Annotated in this window: 12 protein-coding genes; 11 read left to right on the top strand and 1 reads right to left on the bottom strand. The window is 61.7% G+C overall.

The window, feature by feature from the left end; translation table 11 throughout:
- Nucleotides 1–18 precede the first annotated feature (18 nt).
- The 6 genes from gloB (at nt 19) to WN982_RS05650 (ending at nt 8,798) form a co-directional block, all read left to right on the top strand.
- Nucleotides 19–810, top strand: coding sequence for a hydroxyacylglutathione hydrolase (gene gloB / locus WN982_RS05625; protein ID WP_341314769.1), 792 nt, complete (start codon nt 19–21; stop codon nt 808–810).
- A gap of 156 nt (nt 811–966) precedes the next feature.
- The gene (locus WN982_RS05630; RefSeq protein ID WP_341314770.1) at nt 967–2,661 is read left to right on the top strand and encodes a transglycosylase SLT domain-containing protein; all 1,695 of its coding nucleotides are present in this window, start codon (nt 967–969) and stop codon (nt 2,659–2,661) included.
- A 452-nt stretch (nt 2,662–3,113) separates the two neighbouring features.
- Nucleotides 3,114–4,268, top strand: a complete 1,155-nt coding sequence (gene carA / locus WN982_RS05635; protein WP_341314771.1) for a glutamine-hydrolyzing carbamoyl-phosphate synthase small subunit — start codon at nt 3,114–3,116, stop codon at nt 4,266–4,268.
- Between the two features lie 117 nt (nt 4,269–4,385).
- Nucleotides 4,386–7,640 (top strand): carbamoyl-phosphate synthase large subunit, encoded by a 3,255-nt coding sequence (carB, locus tag WN982_RS05640; protein WP_341314772.1) that lies wholly within the window; start codon nt 4,386–4,388, stop codon nt 7,638–7,640.
- Nucleotides 7,641–7,791: 151 nt separating this feature from the next.
- The gene (gene greA / locus WN982_RS05645; protein ID WP_341314773.1) at nt 7,792–8,268 is read left to right on the top strand and encodes a transcription elongation factor GreA; all 477 of its coding nucleotides are present in this window, start codon (nt 7,792–7,794) and stop codon (nt 8,266–8,268) included.
- A 20-nt stretch (nt 8,269–8,288) separates the two neighbouring features.
- Nucleotides 8,289–8,798 carry a DUF4149 domain-containing protein gene (locus WN982_RS05650; RefSeq protein ID WP_341314774.1) on the top strand — a complete coding sequence of 170 codons (510 nt, stop codon included), beginning with the start codon at nt 8,289–8,291 and terminating at the stop codon, nt 8,796–8,798.
- Nucleotides 8,799–8,890: 92 nt separating this feature from the next.
- Here WN982_RS05650 and WN982_RS05655 read toward each other — a convergent pair whose 3' ends face one another.
- Nucleotides 8,891–9,418 carry a YhbY family RNA-binding protein gene (locus WN982_RS05655; protein ID WP_341314775.1) on the bottom strand — a complete coding sequence of 176 codons (528 nt, stop codon included), beginning with the start codon at nt 9,416–9,418 and terminating at the stop codon, nt 8,891–8,893.
- A 183-nt stretch (nt 9,419–9,601) separates the two neighbouring features.
- Here WN982_RS05655 and WN982_RS05660 point away from each other — a divergent pair, with 183 nt between their 5' ends.
- The 5 genes from WN982_RS05660 (at nt 9,602) to pstS (ending at nt 16,068) form a co-directional block, all read left to right on the top strand.
- The gene (locus WN982_RS05660) at nt 9,602–10,264 is read left to right on the top strand and encodes an RlmE family RNA methyltransferase (protein WP_341314776.1); all 663 of its coding nucleotides are present in this window, start codon (nt 9,602–9,604) and stop codon (nt 10,262–10,264) included.
- A gap of 195 nt (nt 10,265–10,459) precedes the next feature.
- Entirely contained in the window at nt 10,460–12,349 is a 1,890-nt protein-coding gene (gene ftsH, locus WN982_RS05665; protein WP_341314777.1) for an ATP-dependent zinc metalloprotease FtsH, read from the top strand.
- 68 nt (nt 12,350–12,417) lie between these two features.
- On the top strand, nt 12,418–13,332 hold the full coding sequence (gene folP, locus WN982_RS05670; protein WP_341314778.1) for a dihydropteroate synthase: 915 nt from the start codon (nt 12,418–12,420) through the stop codon (nt 13,330–13,332).
- Nucleotides 13,333–13,360: 28 nt separating this feature from the next.
- The gene (gene glmM, locus WN982_RS05675; protein WP_341314779.1) at nt 13,361–14,719 is read left to right on the top strand and encodes a phosphoglucosamine mutase; all 1,359 of its coding nucleotides are present in this window, start codon (nt 13,361–13,363) and stop codon (nt 14,717–14,719) included.
- Between the two features lie 317 nt (nt 14,720–15,036).
- Nucleotides 15,037–16,068 carry a phosphate ABC transporter substrate-binding protein PstS gene (gene pstS, locus WN982_RS05680; RefSeq protein ID WP_341314780.1) on the top strand — a complete coding sequence of 344 codons (1,032 nt, stop codon included), beginning with the start codon at nt 15,037–15,039 and terminating at the stop codon, nt 16,066–16,068.
- Nucleotides 16,069–16,105: the final 37 nt, after the last annotated feature.

A 16,105-nucleotide genomic window follows, 5' to 3' on the forward strand; every position in this document is an offset into this window, starting at 1 on the left:
TCAAAGAATGCGTCGCCTATGAATGCGCTCGAGTACGTACCGGTCCCGGCGTTTGAAGACAATTACATCTGGCTCGTGTCCGACGGGCACCATGCGGTGGTCGTCGATCCGGGTGAGGCCGCGCCCATTCGCGCTTATCTGGCGAAAAGGGGGTGGCAGCTGAGCGCTATTTTACTCACCCACCATCATCAAGACCACGTCGGCGGGGTGGCCGATCTGCTGAACGGCCAGGTGGTGCCCGTGTACGGCCCCGCCGGTGAAGCGATCGAGCATCTCACGCATCGTCTCAAAAATGGCGATCGCGTGAATATTGAGGCGCCCGCGCTCGAATTCAGCGTACTCGAGGTGCCGGGGCATACGAGCGGTCACATTGCGTATTTTCAGGCCGCCGACCCGCGCGGCACGCCGCACGTGTTTTGCGGCGACACGCTGTTCGCCTGCGGCTGCGGCCGGCTGTTCGAAGGTACGCCTGCGCAGATGCTTGCGTCGCTGGATTCGCTGGCCGCGCTGCCCGGCGCCACCGAGGTCCACTGCGCTCACGAGTACACGCTATCGAACATTCGCTTCGCGCTGGCGTGCGAGCCGGGCAACGCCGAACTGCAAGCCTGGCGTGACGAAGCGAGCGCACTGCGGGCGCGTCACGTGCCGACGCTGCCGACCACCATCGCCCACGAGCGCGCGGTGAACCCGTTTTTGCGCGCCGGCCATCCGGCCATTCAAACGACCTTGCAGGAGCAGTTGCACGAAAAAGTGTCCGATCGGTTGACGGCATTCACGCTAATGCGCGAATGGAAAAACCGCTTCCGTTAACCAGTTTGGCATCAGGGTGTTCCTCACGCGAAGAATCGCGAAAATTCGCCAAGCCTAAGATTTGCTTGGTTTTTTCGTCATTTACCGATTGACGTAAACGTTGCCGTTTCGTACTATCGGCTGCAAATTCCAGCCCTTGTGGAAGCCGAGACGTTCATGCGATTTATCTTAAGTGCGTTGTTGGTTCTGACGCTCGCCGCCTGCGCGAGTCAGGGACCAGCGACGAATAGCCCGACCACCGCAACAAACCCCGCCAGTCAGGAAGCCGTAGCCGACGCCCTTCGCAAGACAGCCACCGCTAAAGAGACCATCAACGTCGACCAAGGCTCGGTCACTCAACTGACAAGCGCGGACGCCGATCTTTGGGGCCGTATTCGCCGTGGTTTTCAAATGCCGGATCTGCAAACCGACCTCGTCGACATGCAGGTCAACTGGTACGCGCAGCGCCCCGACTACGTGCAGCGCATGACGGAGCGGTCGCAGAAATACCTGTATCACATTGTCGAAGAGCTCGAGGCGCGCCATATGCCGACCGAGCTCGCGCTGCTGCCGTTCATCGAATCGGCGTATAGCCCGCAAGCGTTGTCGGTGGCGAAGGCGGCCGGCATGTGGCAGTTCATGCCGGGCACCGGCCGCACCTACAACCTCAAGCAGAACATGTGGCAGGACGAGCGTCGCGACGTGCTGGCCTCGACCAGCGCCGCGCTCGATTATCTGTCGCGTCTGCATGACATGTTCGGGGACTGGCAACTGGCGCTCGCCGCGTACAACTGGGGTGAGGGCAACGTACAGCGCGCGATCGCGCGCAACGAAGCGGCGGGTCTGCCCACCGACTACCTCAGCCTGCGCATGCCGAACGAGACGCGTAACTACGTGCCGAAGCTGCAGGCAGTAAAGAACATCGTGACGAACCCGCAGATGTACGGGCTCGCGCTGCCGTCGATTCCGAACCACCCGTATTTCGTGACGGTGACCACCTCGCACGATATCGACGTGGAAATGGCGGCGAAACTCGCGAATCTTTCTCTCGATGAATTCCGTTCGCTGAATCCGTCGTTCAGAAAGCCGGTGATTCTCGGCGCGACACAGCCGCAAATTCTGCTGCCGTTCGACAACGCCAGCGCCTTCGAGCGCAATCTGAAAGCCTACTCCGGTTCGCTGTCATCCTGGACCACCTACACGGTCACGGAGCGTTCCGCGCCGGCGGCAATTGCGCAAAAGATCGGCGTCGATGCCGACACGTTGATGGAAGTGAACAAGATTCCGGCCGGCATGCGGTTGAAGCCTGGCTCGACGATCGTCGTGCCGCGCGGCTCGGACGACGACGAGGACATCAGCGCGGACGTCGCCGAAAGCGCCGTGCTGGCAATGGAGCCCGACGTCCCCGATACCCGCAAGATGCTGATCCGCGTGCGCCGCAATCAGACGATGGCGGCCATCGCCGTGCGCTACGGCGTCTCGATCGGCCAGCTGAAGGCATGGAATCGTACGCATCGCGATCAGGTCTCGCGTGGCCAGGTAATCGTTCTGCACGTGCCGGTCGGCAAGGCGATGCCGAGCGAACCCGGTCCGGAACGCATCTCCACCGACGTGCAAGGCGGCGGTGTCGAGAAGATCGGCACCCGTGTCGCAGACACGAAGAACGATTCACGCTACGATAGGAAGAAGGGTCGTGGCCGCTCCAGCGTAGTGAAAGTATCGGAACCGGTAGGCAAAGCCAGCAAGCCGACAGCGTCCGGCGCCAGCAAGGGCAAAGTGACGAAGGTGTCGGCTTCCACGTCCGGCAAGGCGTCGAAGGCCGCGGCAGACAGCCGCCCGAAGACCGCGGCCAACGCGAAGAAGGGAAAGTAGACCAAAAAGCGGCTCCCACGGGAGTGACCACATGCGCTGCGGGGGCAGCGCGTGAATTGCGCTCCGATCACACCGTGTTGTTTCCAGCGCCGTCACCAGTGGTGACGGCGTTTTTCATTCTGCAGACTATTGCGAGTGAACCCGGCTCACGCCTGCTCGCCATCTCGGATTTGGAGGGAGGGGCAGTTTCAAGCTATAATTTCAAGGTTTGAGCTTATCAACCCGCACCCTAGCGCCTACCTCTCCCATACCGTTCATCCGCCGCGCGCCGCCAACGTAGCAAAGGGCCCCGCACCCAGCCGATCCGTCCATACGATGGACCCATCGCGCCCCTTGCAACCTTGGCAGCAGACCGCGAGCGAGCCTGCGCGCGCATCTTCGCCGATGCGCCTTGCTGCGGCTCGCAGTCGGATAGACAGGTCGGCAACAGGGTGTTCCCCAAGGAGTCTCCCGTGTTGCCGTCATTTTCTCCCGCTCTGCTCGCGCTCGCCGACGGCACGGTCTTTCGTGGTTACTCGATCGGCGCCCCCGGGCATACGATCGGCGAAGTCGTGTTCAACACTGCTATCACCGGCTATCAGGAAATCCTGACTGACCCGAGCTACGCGCGCCAGATCGTGACCCTCACGTATCCGCACATCGGTAACGTCGGTGTGAATGCCGAAGACGTCGAAGCCACCAAAGTCCATGCCGCTGGCCTGATCATTCGCGATCTGCCGGTTCTCGCGTCGAACTTCCGCATGGAGCGCACGCTCCCGCAATACCTGCAGGACGAAGGCGTGGTCGCCATCGCCGGCCTCGATACCCGCAAGCTGACCCGCGTTCTGCGCGACAAGGGCGCGCAGAACGGCGCCATTCTGGCCGGCTCTGATGACGAAGCGAAGGCAATCGAACTCGCGCGCTCGTTCCCGGGTTTGTCGGGCATGGACCTCGCGAAGGTCGTGTCGACGAAAGAAACCTACGAATGGACCCAGACCGAATGGCGTCTGGGCACCGGCTACGGCAATCAGAGCGCACCGAAGTACCGCGTGGTCGCATTCGATTACGGCGTTAAATACAACATCCTGCGCATGCTGGCTGAACGTGGCTGCCACGTCACCGTGCTGCCCGCACAAGCCAGCGCGGCCGACGCGCTCGCGCTTAACCCCGACGGCATCTTCCTGTCGAATGGCCCGGGCGACCCGGAACCGTGCGACTACGCGATCGCGGCTACCAGGGAACTGATCGAGCGCGGCATCCCGACCTTCGGCATCTGCCTTGGCCACCAGATCATGGGCCTCGCGGTCGGTGCAAAGACCATGAAGATGAAGACGGGCCACCACGGCGCGAACCATCCGGTGAAGGATCTCGGCGACGGCCGCGTGGTCATCACGTCGCAGAATCACGGCTTCGCGGTCGATGCCGACACGCTGCCGGCCAACGCCCGCGTCACGCACATTTCGCTGTTCGACGGCACGCTGCAAGGCTTCGCGCTGACCGACAAGCCGGCCTTCTGCTTCCAGGGTCACCCGGAAGCGTCGCCCGGCCCGCATGACATCGCCTATCTGTTCGACCGCTTCACCGCGTTGATGGACGCGAAGAAGGGCGACAAGACCGCAGCGGCATAAGCATGGGTGCGGCTCTGCTCGCCATGCGCGAGCAGAGCCGCCAGGAACAGAGCGCGCGCAACGTAGAAATGACGCGCGCCGACGGAAAGAATTCAGGAATACATTAGCGAGAGCGTTATGCCCAAGCGGACAGACATCAAGAGCATCCTCATCATCGGCGCGGGTCCGATCATCATCGGCCAGGCGTGTGAGTTCGATTACTCGGGCGCGCAGGCATGCAAGGCGCTACGTGAGGAAGGCTACAAGGTCATTCTCGTCAACAGCAATCCGGCGACGATCATGACCGACCCGAACACGGCCGACGTGACCTACATCGAGCCGATCACGTGGGAAGTGGTTGAGCGCATCATCGCCAAGGAGCGCCCGGACGCGATCCTGCCGACGATGGGCGGCCAGACCGCGCTGAACTGCGCGCTGGATCTCCACGCGCACGGCGTGCTGGACAAGTACAAGGTCGAGCTGATCGGCGCGTCGCCGGAAGCGATCGACAAGGCGGAAGATCGCCAGAAGTTCAAGGACGCGATGACCAGGATCGGCCTCGGTTCGGCCAAGTCGGGCACCGCGCATTCGATGGAAGAAGCGCTGCAGGTGCAGGCGCGTATTGCCGGGGAAACCGGCAGCGGCGGTTATCCGGTCGTGATCCGTCCGTCGTTCACGCTGGGCGGCTCGGGTGGTGGCATCGCCTACAACCGCGACGAATTCGAAGAGATCTGCAAGCGCGGTCTCGATCTGTCGCCCACGCGCGAATTGCTGATCGAAGAATCGCTGCTCGGCTGGAAAGAGTACGAGATGGAAGTGGTCCGCGATAAGAAGGACAACTGCATCATCGTCTGCTCGATCGAAAACCTGGACCCGATGGGCATCCACACCGGCGACTCGATCACCGTCGCGCCGGCGCAAACGCTCACCGATAAGGAATATCAGATCCTGCGTAACGCGTCGCTCGCGGTGCTGCGCGAGATCGGCGTCGATACCGGCGGGTCGAACGTGCAGTTCTCGATCAATCCGAAAGACGGCCGGATGATCGTGATCGAAATGAATCCGCGTGTGTCGCGTTCGTCGGCGCTGGCGTCGAAGGCCACCGGCTTCCCGATCGCCAAGGTCGCGGCGAAGCTCGCCGTCGGCTACACGCTCGACGAGCTGAAGAACGAAATCACCGGCGGCCAGACTCCGGCCTCGTTCGAACCGACGATCGACTACGTCGTCACGAAGATCCCGCGTTTCGCGTTCGAAAAATTCCGCGAAGCCGATTCGCGTCTGACCACGCAGATGAAGTCGGTCGGCGAAGTGATGGCAATTGGCCGCACCTTTCAGGAGTCGTTCCAGAAGGCGCTGCGCGGTCTGGAAGTCGGCGTCGACGGTCTGGATGAAAAGACCGATAACCGCGACGAGATCATCCGCGAGATCGGCGAAGCCGGTCCGGATCGCATCTGGTATGTCGGCGACGCGTTCCGTGTCGGCATGACGGCGCAGGAAATCTTCGAAGAGACTGCGATCGATCCGTGGTTCCTCGCGCAGATCGAACAGATCATCCTGAAGGAAAAGGCGCTGCAAGGCCGCACGCTGGCAAGCCTCTCCTATGACGAACTGCGTTACCTGAAGCAAAGCGGTTTCTCGGATCGCCGCCTCGCCAAACTGCTCGGCGCGAAGCCGGCGGAAGTGCGTCAACGTCGTATCGAGTTGAACGTGCGCCCGGTGTACAAGCGCGTCGACACCTGCGCCGCGGAGTTCGCAACGAAAACCGCGTACATGTACTCCACGTACGAAGACGAGTGCGAAGCGAACCCGACCAGCAACAAGAAGATCATGGTGCTGGGCGGCGGTCCGAACCGGATCGGCCAGGGTATCGAGTTCGACTACTGCTGCGTGCACGCTGCGCTTGCGATGCGCGAAGACGGCTACGAAACGATCATGGTCAACTGCAACCCTGAAACCGTTTCGACCGACTACGACACATCCGATCGTTTGTACTTCGAATCGCTGACGCTCGAAGACGTGCTCGAAATCGTCGACAAGGAAAAGCCGGTTGGCGTGATCGTTCAGTATGGCGGTCAAACGCCGCTGAAGCTCGCGCTCGATCTCGAAGCGAACGGTGTGCCGATCATCGGTACGTCGCCGGACATGATCGACGCCGCAGAAGACCGCGAGCGTTTCCAGAAGCTGCTGCAGGACCTCGGTCTGCGTCAGCCGCCGAACCGCACCGCGCGCGCCGAAGACGAAGCGCTGAAGCTTGCCGACGAAATCGGCTATCCGCTGGTGGTGCGTCCGTCGTATGTGCTCGGCGGCCGCGCGATGGAAATTGTCCACGAGCCGCGCGACCTCGAGCGCTATATGCGCGAGGCCGTGAAGGTGTCGAACGATTCGCCGGTGCTGCTCGACCGCTTCCTGAACGACGCGATCGAATGCGACGTGGATTGCATCTCCGATGGCGAAGCCGTCTTCATCGGCGGCGTGATGGAGCACATCGAACAGGCGGGTGTGCACTCAGGCGACTCCGCTTGCTCGCTGCCGCCGTACTCGCTGTCGAAGGAAACCGTTGCCGAGCTGAAGCGCCAGACCGGTGCAATGGCGAAGGCATTGAACGTGATCGGCCTGATGAACGTGCAATTCGCGATCCAGCAAGTGCCGCAGCCGGACGGTTCGAAAGAGGACGTGATCTACGTGCTCGAAGTGAACCCGCGTGCATCGCGTACGGTGCCGTACGTGTCAAAGGCGACCAGCCTGCCGCTCGCGAAGATCGCAGCACGTGCGATGGTCGGCCAGAAGCTCGCCGCGCAGGGCGTGACCAAGGAAATCGATCCGCCGTACTTCAGCGTGAAGGAAGCGGTGTTCCCGTTCGTCAAGTTCCCGGCAGTCGATCCGGTGCTCGGACCGGAAATGCGTTCGACCGGCGAAGTGATGGGCGTGGGCGAGACTTTCGGCGAAGCGCTGTTTAAATCGCAGCTTGCTGCAGGTTCGCGTCTGCCGGAGTCGGGCACGGTGCTGTTGACCGTGATGGACGCCGACAAGCCGAAGGCCGTCGAAGTCGCGCACATGTTGCACGAGCTCGGTTATCCGATCGTCGCGACCAAGGGTACGGCTGCCGCGATCGAAGCGGCGGGCGTGCCGGTCAAGGTCGTCAACAAGGTGAAGGACGGTCGTCCGCACATCGTCGACATGATCAAGAACGGCGAGATTGCGCTGGTCTTCACGACGGTCGACGAAACCCGTGCCGCGATCGCCGATTCGCGTTCGATTCGCATGAGCGCGCAGGCGAACAAGGTCACGTACTACACGACGATGTCCGGCGCACGGGCCGCAGTGGAAGGTTTGCGCTATTTGAAGGACCTGGAAGTCTATGATTTACAAGGTCTTCACGCTCGCCTAAACTAAGGCTCGAATACCTGTCCAGGATGTAAGTGCCGCGGTTAAGCGGCGTTTCGCAGGTGCTTTGGGCCCGGGTTTTCCCCGGTGCTCCGGCCCTCGCGAAATGCACTTAACCGCGGTGATTTTTTTTACGGATGTTTTTTGCATAGAGTTGTTTATGAGCACTGTTCCATTGACGAAGCGCGGCGCGGAAATGTTGCGCGATGAACTGCAGCGCCTTAAATCGGTTGAGCGTCCCTCGGTGATCAATTCGATCGCGGAAGCGCGTGCCCAGGGCGATCTGTCGGAAAACGCGGAATACGACGCTGCGAAGGAAAAGCAAGGCTTCATCGAGGGCCGTATTGCCGAAATCGAATCGAAGCTGGCGGGTGCGCAGGTCATCGACCCGTCCAAGGTGGACGCGGACGGCCGCGTGGTGTTCGGCGCGACGCTCGACCTCGAAGACCTCGATTCGGGTGCAAAGGTCAAATACCAGATCGTCGGCGACGACGAAGCGGACATCGACCACGGCCTGATCTCGATCAGCTCGCCGATCGCGCGCGCCTTGATCGGCAAGTCGGAAGGCGACGTTGCATCGGTGCAGGCACCGGGCGGCGTGCGCGAATACGAAATCATCGCGGTTAGCTACGTTTGAAGGCGGCTCCGGTGTCCTTGATGCCGCATCGACTGTTCCGTCTGTTGACGGTGGTCTGGGTCGGTAGTCTGTTGACTATCGGCTATGCCGTCGCGCCCGTACTGTTCACATCGCTCGACCGGATGACGGCGGGCGCAGTCGCGGCGCAACTGTTTCGCATCGAAGGCGTGCTGGGCGCGGTGTGCGGCATCTTGCTGCTGGGGTTGGCCAATGTGCTGATTCGCCGCGGGAGCGATGCCTATCGCCGTTTGCGCTGGCTGATCGCCGGAATGCTGGTGTGCGTGCTGGTCGGTTACTTCGCGTTGCAGCCGTTCATGAATGCCATGCGCGTTGCCGCGCTCGAAGCGGGCAGCGATGTCGGGCATTCGGCTTATGCGGCGCGCTTCGGCATCCTGCATGGTGTGTCGAGTCTGTTCTATCTGATCGAAAGCCTGCTGGGCGTGGCGCTGGTGTGGAAGCTGCCGGCAAGCGTCGGCTTAACGGCGGCGGAGCAGGGTGCTCGTGGTACTGCGGGGAAAGCAGCCGGCTGAGTGGAGTGCGGCTCCGGCTTACCTTACTTAAGGGATTTGCCCAGGCAGCACACGCCAAGGTGCGGGACCTCGCCCACACCATCATCATTCGCTTACTTCGACGACTGATACGAGCGCTTCGCGCTGGTCTGGCGTTTCTTGGCCCGCTTGATGTTGCCGCCTTGGGTCACGCGTTCATTGCCGCGCACCACGACAGCTTTCGCCTTCGGCTTACGCATCGGGATCTCGCTGGGCTTCACGACCGTCACCACGCGAGGCGCGCGGCCTTTACCCGGTTTGGCGTCGACAGCTGCTTCGCGGGCGCTCGGCAGGGCGCCGCGCCTGGTTTTCACGGCCGGTTGCGATGCTTCCGGCTTCCAGATCACCAGCAGCTTGCCGATATGCTGAATTGGCGCGGCGTTCAGCTTGTCGCAGATTTGTTCGTAGATGGCGATGCGCTCTTCGCGTTCGTCGCCGAACACGCGGATTTTGATCAGCTGATGAGCGCCAAGGTGGACCTTGATTTCGGCGAGCACAGCGTCGGTCAACCCTTCGGCGCCGACGAGCACGACCGGTTTGAGCGCATGTGCCTGGGAGCGCAATTCGGCGCGTTGATCGGAAGAGACTTTAAGGGCTGGCATGGAAAGTGGGAGACTCGACTAAAATGGCGGCACCTGCATTTCCGATGGATTCGGCCAATTGCGCAGGGCGGCGCGTCAGAACAACAGAATCGCGGATGACCGCCAGTTTTGGCGGTGCCCGCGCGAATTAACCGCGTATTATCCCCTAAAGCGCAACATAACGCAGCAAGAGTTCAACGTTTAATGGCAAAAAACAAGTTCAACACGGCGTGGTTGCACGATCACATCAACGACCCGTACGTAAAAATGGCGCAGCGGGAGGGCTATCGCGCCCGCGCAGCCTACAAGCTCAAGGAAATCGATGAGCAGGACAAGCTGATCCGGCCAGGCCAGGTGATCGTCGACCTCGGCTCGGTGCCGGGCAGCTGGAGCCAGTACGTCCGCAACAAACTGGCCAAGGGCTCGCAGCGCGACGCGGAACGCGAGGGCGGCATCGACGGCACAATCATCGCGCTGGACATCCTGCCGATGGAGCCGATCGCCGACGTCCACTTCATCCAGGGCGACTTCCGCGAAGATACTGTTCTCGCCCAACTCGAAGAATTAGTCGGAGAGCGTCAGGTTGATCTTGTAATTTCGGATATGGCGCCCAACCTGTCGGGAGTGGCGGTGGCGGATGCCGCGCGAATCGAGCATCTATGCGATCTCGCGCTGGAATTCTCGCAGAATCACCTGAAGCCGGATGGTGCCCTTTTAGTCAAATGTTTTCACGGCAGCGGTTACAGCCAGATTGTCGAAAAGTTCAAGCATCAGTTCAAGGTGGTGGCGGCCCGCAAGCCGAAAGCGTCGCGGGACAAATCGTCAGAAACGTTTATTTTGGGTAAGCATCTGAAGCGGCCTGCATAAAAAGGGGCGCAGCAGCATAGAGTTCCGCATGAGCCGATAAAGGCCCGGTGGCGCCGGAAAACGGCGCTACGACTGCCCACTACGCTATTTCTGTGGTAGTGAAACCTTATGGCAGGGGTCTGCGGACTGGATTAGAATGCTTTCGTGGTGCCGCAAGGCAAATGTAGGCGCCCGTCTAAGTGAAGGAGTGGTGCTTTGAACAACAATATGTTTTCGAAGGCAGCAGTGTGGCTGGTTATCGCACTGGTGCTGTTTACGGTGTTCAAGCAGTTCGACAAGCCCCGTGTCCAGGAAGGCGTTTCCTATTCGCAGTTCATGGACGACGCAAAGAACGGCAAAGTCAAGACTGTCATCGTTCAGGGGCGGAACCTCACGGTCACTCCAGCAGACGGCCAGAAGTACCAGATCGTGTCGCCGGGCGACATCTGGATGGTCGGCGATCTGATGAAGTATGGCGTTCAGGTGAGCGGCAAGGCTGATGACGAACCGAATGCGCTGGTGTCCGCGCTGTACTACCTCGGGCCGACGATCCTGATCATCGGTTTCTGGTTCTACATGATGCGACAGATGCAGGGGGGCGGGAAAGGCGGTGCGTTCTCGTTCGGTAAATCCCGTGCACGTCTGATCGACGAAAACAACAACGCAATCAATTTCACCGACGTCGCCGGTTGCGACGAAGCCAAGGAAGAAGTTTCCGAACTGGTCGACTTCCTGCGCGATCCGCAGAAGTTCCAGAAGCTGGGTGGCCGTATTCCCCGCGGCGTGCTGCTGGTCGGCCCGCCGGGAACCGGTAAGACGCTGCTGGCTCGTGCCATTGCCGGCGAAGCGAAGGTGCCGTTCTTCAGCATCTCGGGTTCGGACTTCGTCGAAATGTTCGTCGGTGTCGGCGCGGCTCGTGTGCGCGACATGTTCGAACAGGCGAAGAAGCATGCGCCGTGTATCGTGTTCATCGACGAAATCGACGCGGTCGGCCGTCATCGCGGCGCCGGCATGGGCGGCGGTAACGACGAACGCGAACAGACCTTGAATCAGATGCTGGTCGAGATGGACGGCTTCGAGGCGAACTCGGGTGTGATCGTGATCGCTGCAACGAACCGTTCGGACGTGCTCGACAAGGCGCTGCTGCGTCCGGGCCGTTTCGACCGTCAGGTGTATGTCGGTCTGCCGGACATCCGCGGCCGCGAGCACATCATGAAGGTTCACTTGCGCAAGGTGCCGATTTCGAACGACGTGGACGCTGCGGTCATCGCACGCGGCACGCCGGGCTTCTCGGGCGCCGATCTGGCGAACCTCGTGAACGAAGCAGCGCTGTTCGCGGCTCGCCGCGGCAAGCGCATCGTCGAAATGGTCGATTTCGAAGACGCGAAAGACAAGATCTTCATGGGCCCGGAGCGCAAGTCGGCCGTGATCCGCGAAGAATCGAAGCGTGCCACCGCGTATCACGAGTCGGGTCACGCCGTGATCGCCAAGCTGTTGCCGAAGGCCGATCCGGTGCACAAGGTCACGATCATTCCGCGTGGCCGTGCGCTGGGCGTCACGTGGCAGTTGCCGGAGCATGACAACGAAACGTATTCGAAAGACTACCTGCTGGATCGCCTGGCGATCCTGTTCGGTGGCCGTGTCGCGGAAGAGCTGTTCCTGAACCTGATCAGCACCGGCGCATCGGACGACTTCAACAAGGCAACGGCTACGGCCCGCGCCATGGTGGCTCGCTTCGGTATGACGGACGCGCTCGGACCGATGGTCTACGTCGACGACGAAAACGACGCTACGCCGTTTGGCCGCGGCTTCACGCGGACCATTTCGGAAGCGACGCAGCAGAAGGTCGATGCGGAAATCCGCCGCGTGCTGGATGAACAGTACACTCTCGCGAAGCGCTTGCTGGACGAGAACCGCGACAAGGTCGAAGCCATGACCGCCGCGCTGATGGAGTGGGAAACGATCGACGCCGATCAGATCAACGACATCATGGCAGGCCGTCCGCCGCGCTCGCCGAAGAGCTCGACGCCGTCGGCAAGCGACGCATCGTCGGGCGGCAGCCCGGGCACCGAGGTCAAGCCGGGCAGCGCGACCGCGCCGGCCTGATAGGCGACAAGAGGAAAGTGCGGGCCGGTGTGATTCACACCGGCCCGTTTTGCATTTATCCGTTTTATATGAATGACCGCTACGTGTCGAAAGTCGAATTCCCTTCTCTTCCCATTCCCGAGCCGCTGCAGTGCGGCCGCTTCAAACTGACCTTTGAGCGCCCCCTGGTGATGGGCATCCTGAACGTCACGCCCGATTCCTTCTCCGACGGTGGCAAGTACGCAATGCGCGGCGACGCGCTGCGCCAGGCCGAGCGCATGCTACTCGATGGCGCGGACATCATCGACATCGGTGGCGAGTCGACCCGCCCCGGAGCGCCGCCGGTGCCGCTCGACGAAGAACTGGAGCGGGTCATCCCGCTGGTCGAGCAACTGCGCGGCGCGAATATGCCGCTGTCGGTCGATACGTACAAGCCGGAAGTCATGCGTCACGCACTGGCAGCGGGTGCCGATCTGATCAACGACATCTGGGGCTTCCGGATGCCCGGCGCGATCGACGCCGTGCGCGACAGTCAATGCGGTCTGTGCGTGATGCATATGCTCGGTGAGCCGCAGACCATGCAGCTCGGCGAGCCAGCCTATGGCGATGTGGTCGCCGAGGTCCGCAGCTTTCTCGAAGAGCGCGTAGCGACGCTGATGCAAGCGGGCGTCGCCCGTGCGCGGATCAGCGTCGATCCGGGTTTTGGCTTCGGCAAGGCGGTGGTCGAACATAATTACGCGATGCTCGCGCATCTGCCGGACACAGCGCCGCGTGCGGAACCGCCGTTCCCGATCCTTGCAGGTATGTCGCGCAAGTCGATGGTCGGCGCGGTGGTCGGGCGTCCGGCGCCTGAGCGTGTCGCGGGCAGCATAGCCGCAGCGGTGTGCGCTGCCGAACGCGGCGCCGCAATCCTGCGCGTGCATGATGTCGCGCAAACAATAGATGCATTGAAAGTATGGGCAGCCATGCGCGACGCGGCGAATCGCAGCCGCGCGCGTGGCTGAGCCCAAAAGCCAAGGAGGAACATAAAAGATGGCACGTCGTTATTTCGGAACGGACGGGATTCGGGGCAAGGTCGGCGAAGGGCCCATCACGCCGGAATTTGTATTGCGGCTCGGCTATGCGGCCGGCAAGGTGCTCGCGGGCGCGGACCGCTGGGCCAGGACGGGCGCGCGACCCACGGTGCTGATCGGCAAAGACACCCGCGTCTCGGGTTATATGCTCGAAGCCGCGCTCGAATCGGGATTTTCCGCCGCCGGTGTCGACGTGATGCTGGCCGGCCCGATGCCGACGCCGGGCATCGCCTATCTGACGCGCGCGCTGCGGCTCGCCGCGGGCGTGGTGATCAGCGCGTCGCACAACCCGTACTACGACAACGGCATCAAGTTCTTTTCCGCCGACGGCAACAAGTTGCCGGATGAGGTGGAATTGCAGATCGAAGAGCAACTCGATCTGCCGCTCGCGTGCGCGGCCTCCGAGCAGCTCGGCAAGGCCCGGCGGCTGGATGACGCAGCTGGCCGCTACATCGAGTTTTGCAAGAGCACCTTTCCGGCTGCGTTTGACCTGCGCGGCCTGAAGCTGGTCGTCGATTGCGCACACGGCGCCGCGTATGACATCGCGCCGCACGTGTTCCATGAACTCGGCGCCGAGGTGATCCCGATCGGCGTCGCGCCGAATGGCTTCAATATCAACGACGGTGTCGGCGCGACCGCACCGGACGCGCTGGTGCGCGCCGTGCGGGCGAACCACGCGGACCTCGGCATCGCACTCGACGGCGACGCCGACCGCTTGCAAGTCGTGGACGCGGCCGGCCGTCTGTATAACGGCGACGAGCTGCTGTACGTGCTGGTGAAGGACCGGATCATGACCGACGGCAAGGTGGAAGGCGCGGTCGGCACCTTGATGACCAATATGGCGGTCGAAGTCGCGTTGCAGGAAGCCGGCGTGAAGTTCGTCCGCGCGGCAGTGGGCGACCGCTACGTGCTCGAGCAGTTGCGCGAGCACGGCTGGCAGCTGGGTGCAGAAGGCTCCGGCCATATTCTCTCCCTTGACCGCCATTCGACCGGTGACGGTATCGTGTCGGCGCTGCTCGTGCTGGCGGCGATGAAGCGCAGCGACAAAAAGCTCGCCGAATTGCTCGACGGCGTCACGCTGTTCCCGCAGAAGCTGATCAACGTCCGGATACAGCCGGGCGCGGACTGGAAGGGTAGCGACGCGATCCGTCGCGCGATCAGTCACGCCGAGGGTGCGCTGAATGGTCGCGGCCGCGTGCTGATCCGTGCATCGGGCACTGAGCCGGTGCTGCGTGTGATGGTCGAGGCGGAACACGTCAACGACGCGGTCCACCATGCCGAAGTGATCGCCAACGCCGTGAAGCTGGCTACGGCTTAAGCGAACACTTCCATCAGGTAGCGTCGGTAAGGGACGACAACCCGCTCGTCCTTCGCCGGTGCCCGGCAAGCCCGAAAATCACACGCCACATGCCGCTCGCTATACGCAAACGTTCGCGCCCCATCTTTTTCGCCTAATCTCTATAGCTACGGCAGTAGCGTCGTAAAAGTCCAGATTCAACCGCCGAAACGCCTTTCAGCGTAGTAATCAGACTGTCACATACGTTTCACGGTTAGTCACGTTACTGTCACAAAGAGACCCTAAGCTTCGCGGTGTTCGTGTTACTTGCTCACACCGCTCACACCCTTGGAGGTCTCATGAAATTGATGCAAACCGTGTTCGCTGGCGTCGCTGGCGCGCTTTTCGCGATCGCAGCGCAAGCCGCAGACATCACCGGCGCGGGCAGCACCTTCGCAGCACCGATCTACACGAAGTGGGCCGACGCCTATCAGAAATCCGGCGGCGGTAAGGTTAACTACCAGGGTATCGGTTCGTCGGGCGGTATCAAGCAGATCGTCGCCAAGACGGTCGACTTCGCCGGTTCGGACGCTCCGATGAAGGACGAGGAGCTCGCCAAGGAAGGCCTGTTCCAGTTCCCGACGGTGGTCGGCGGCGTGGTGCCGGTCGTCAACGTGCCGGGCGTGAAGCCGGCTGAACTGACGCTGTCGGGCGAAGTGCTGGGCGACATCTATCTGGGCAAGATCAAGAAGTGGAACGATCCGGCGATCGTTGCGTTGAACCCGAAGGTCAAGCTGCCGGATACCGACATCGCTGTGGTTCGCCGCGCCGATGGTTCGGGTACCAGCTTCATCTGGACGAACTACCTGTCGAAGGTCAACGCAGACTGGAAGTCGAAGGTTGGTGAAGGTTCGACGGTCAACTGGCCGACGGGTACGGGCGGCAAGGGCAACGACGGCGTCGCAGCCTTCGTGCAACGTCTGCCGGGCGCAATCGGCTACGTGGAATGGGCGTACGCGAAGCAGAACCACATGACGTACGTGGCGCTGAAGAATTCGACGGGCACGGTAGTCGAGCCGAAGACGGAAACGTTCAAGGCAGCGGCAGCGGGCGCGGACTGGTCGAAGTCGTTCTACCAGATTCTGACGAACGAACCGGGCAAGAACGCATGGCCGATCGTCGGCGCAACGTTCGTGCTGCTGCACACGACGCAAGAAAAGGCTCCGCAAGGCGCCGAAACGCTGAAGTTCTTCGACTGGGCATTCAAGAACGGCACGCAAGCTGCAAACGATCTGGACTACATCTCGCTGCCGGATTCGGTTGTGTCGGAAATCCGTACGCAATGGAAGTCGAAGGTGAAGGACGCTTCGGGCAAGGCGCTCGCCGAGTAAGCCTGGCTTTAAGCATCACGTAACACGTTGGCCGTCC

The organism is Paraburkholderia sp. IMGN_8 (genome assembly GCF_038050405.1).
Lineage (GTDB): Bacteria > Pseudomonadota > Gammaproteobacteria > Burkholderiales > Burkholderiaceae > Paraburkholderia.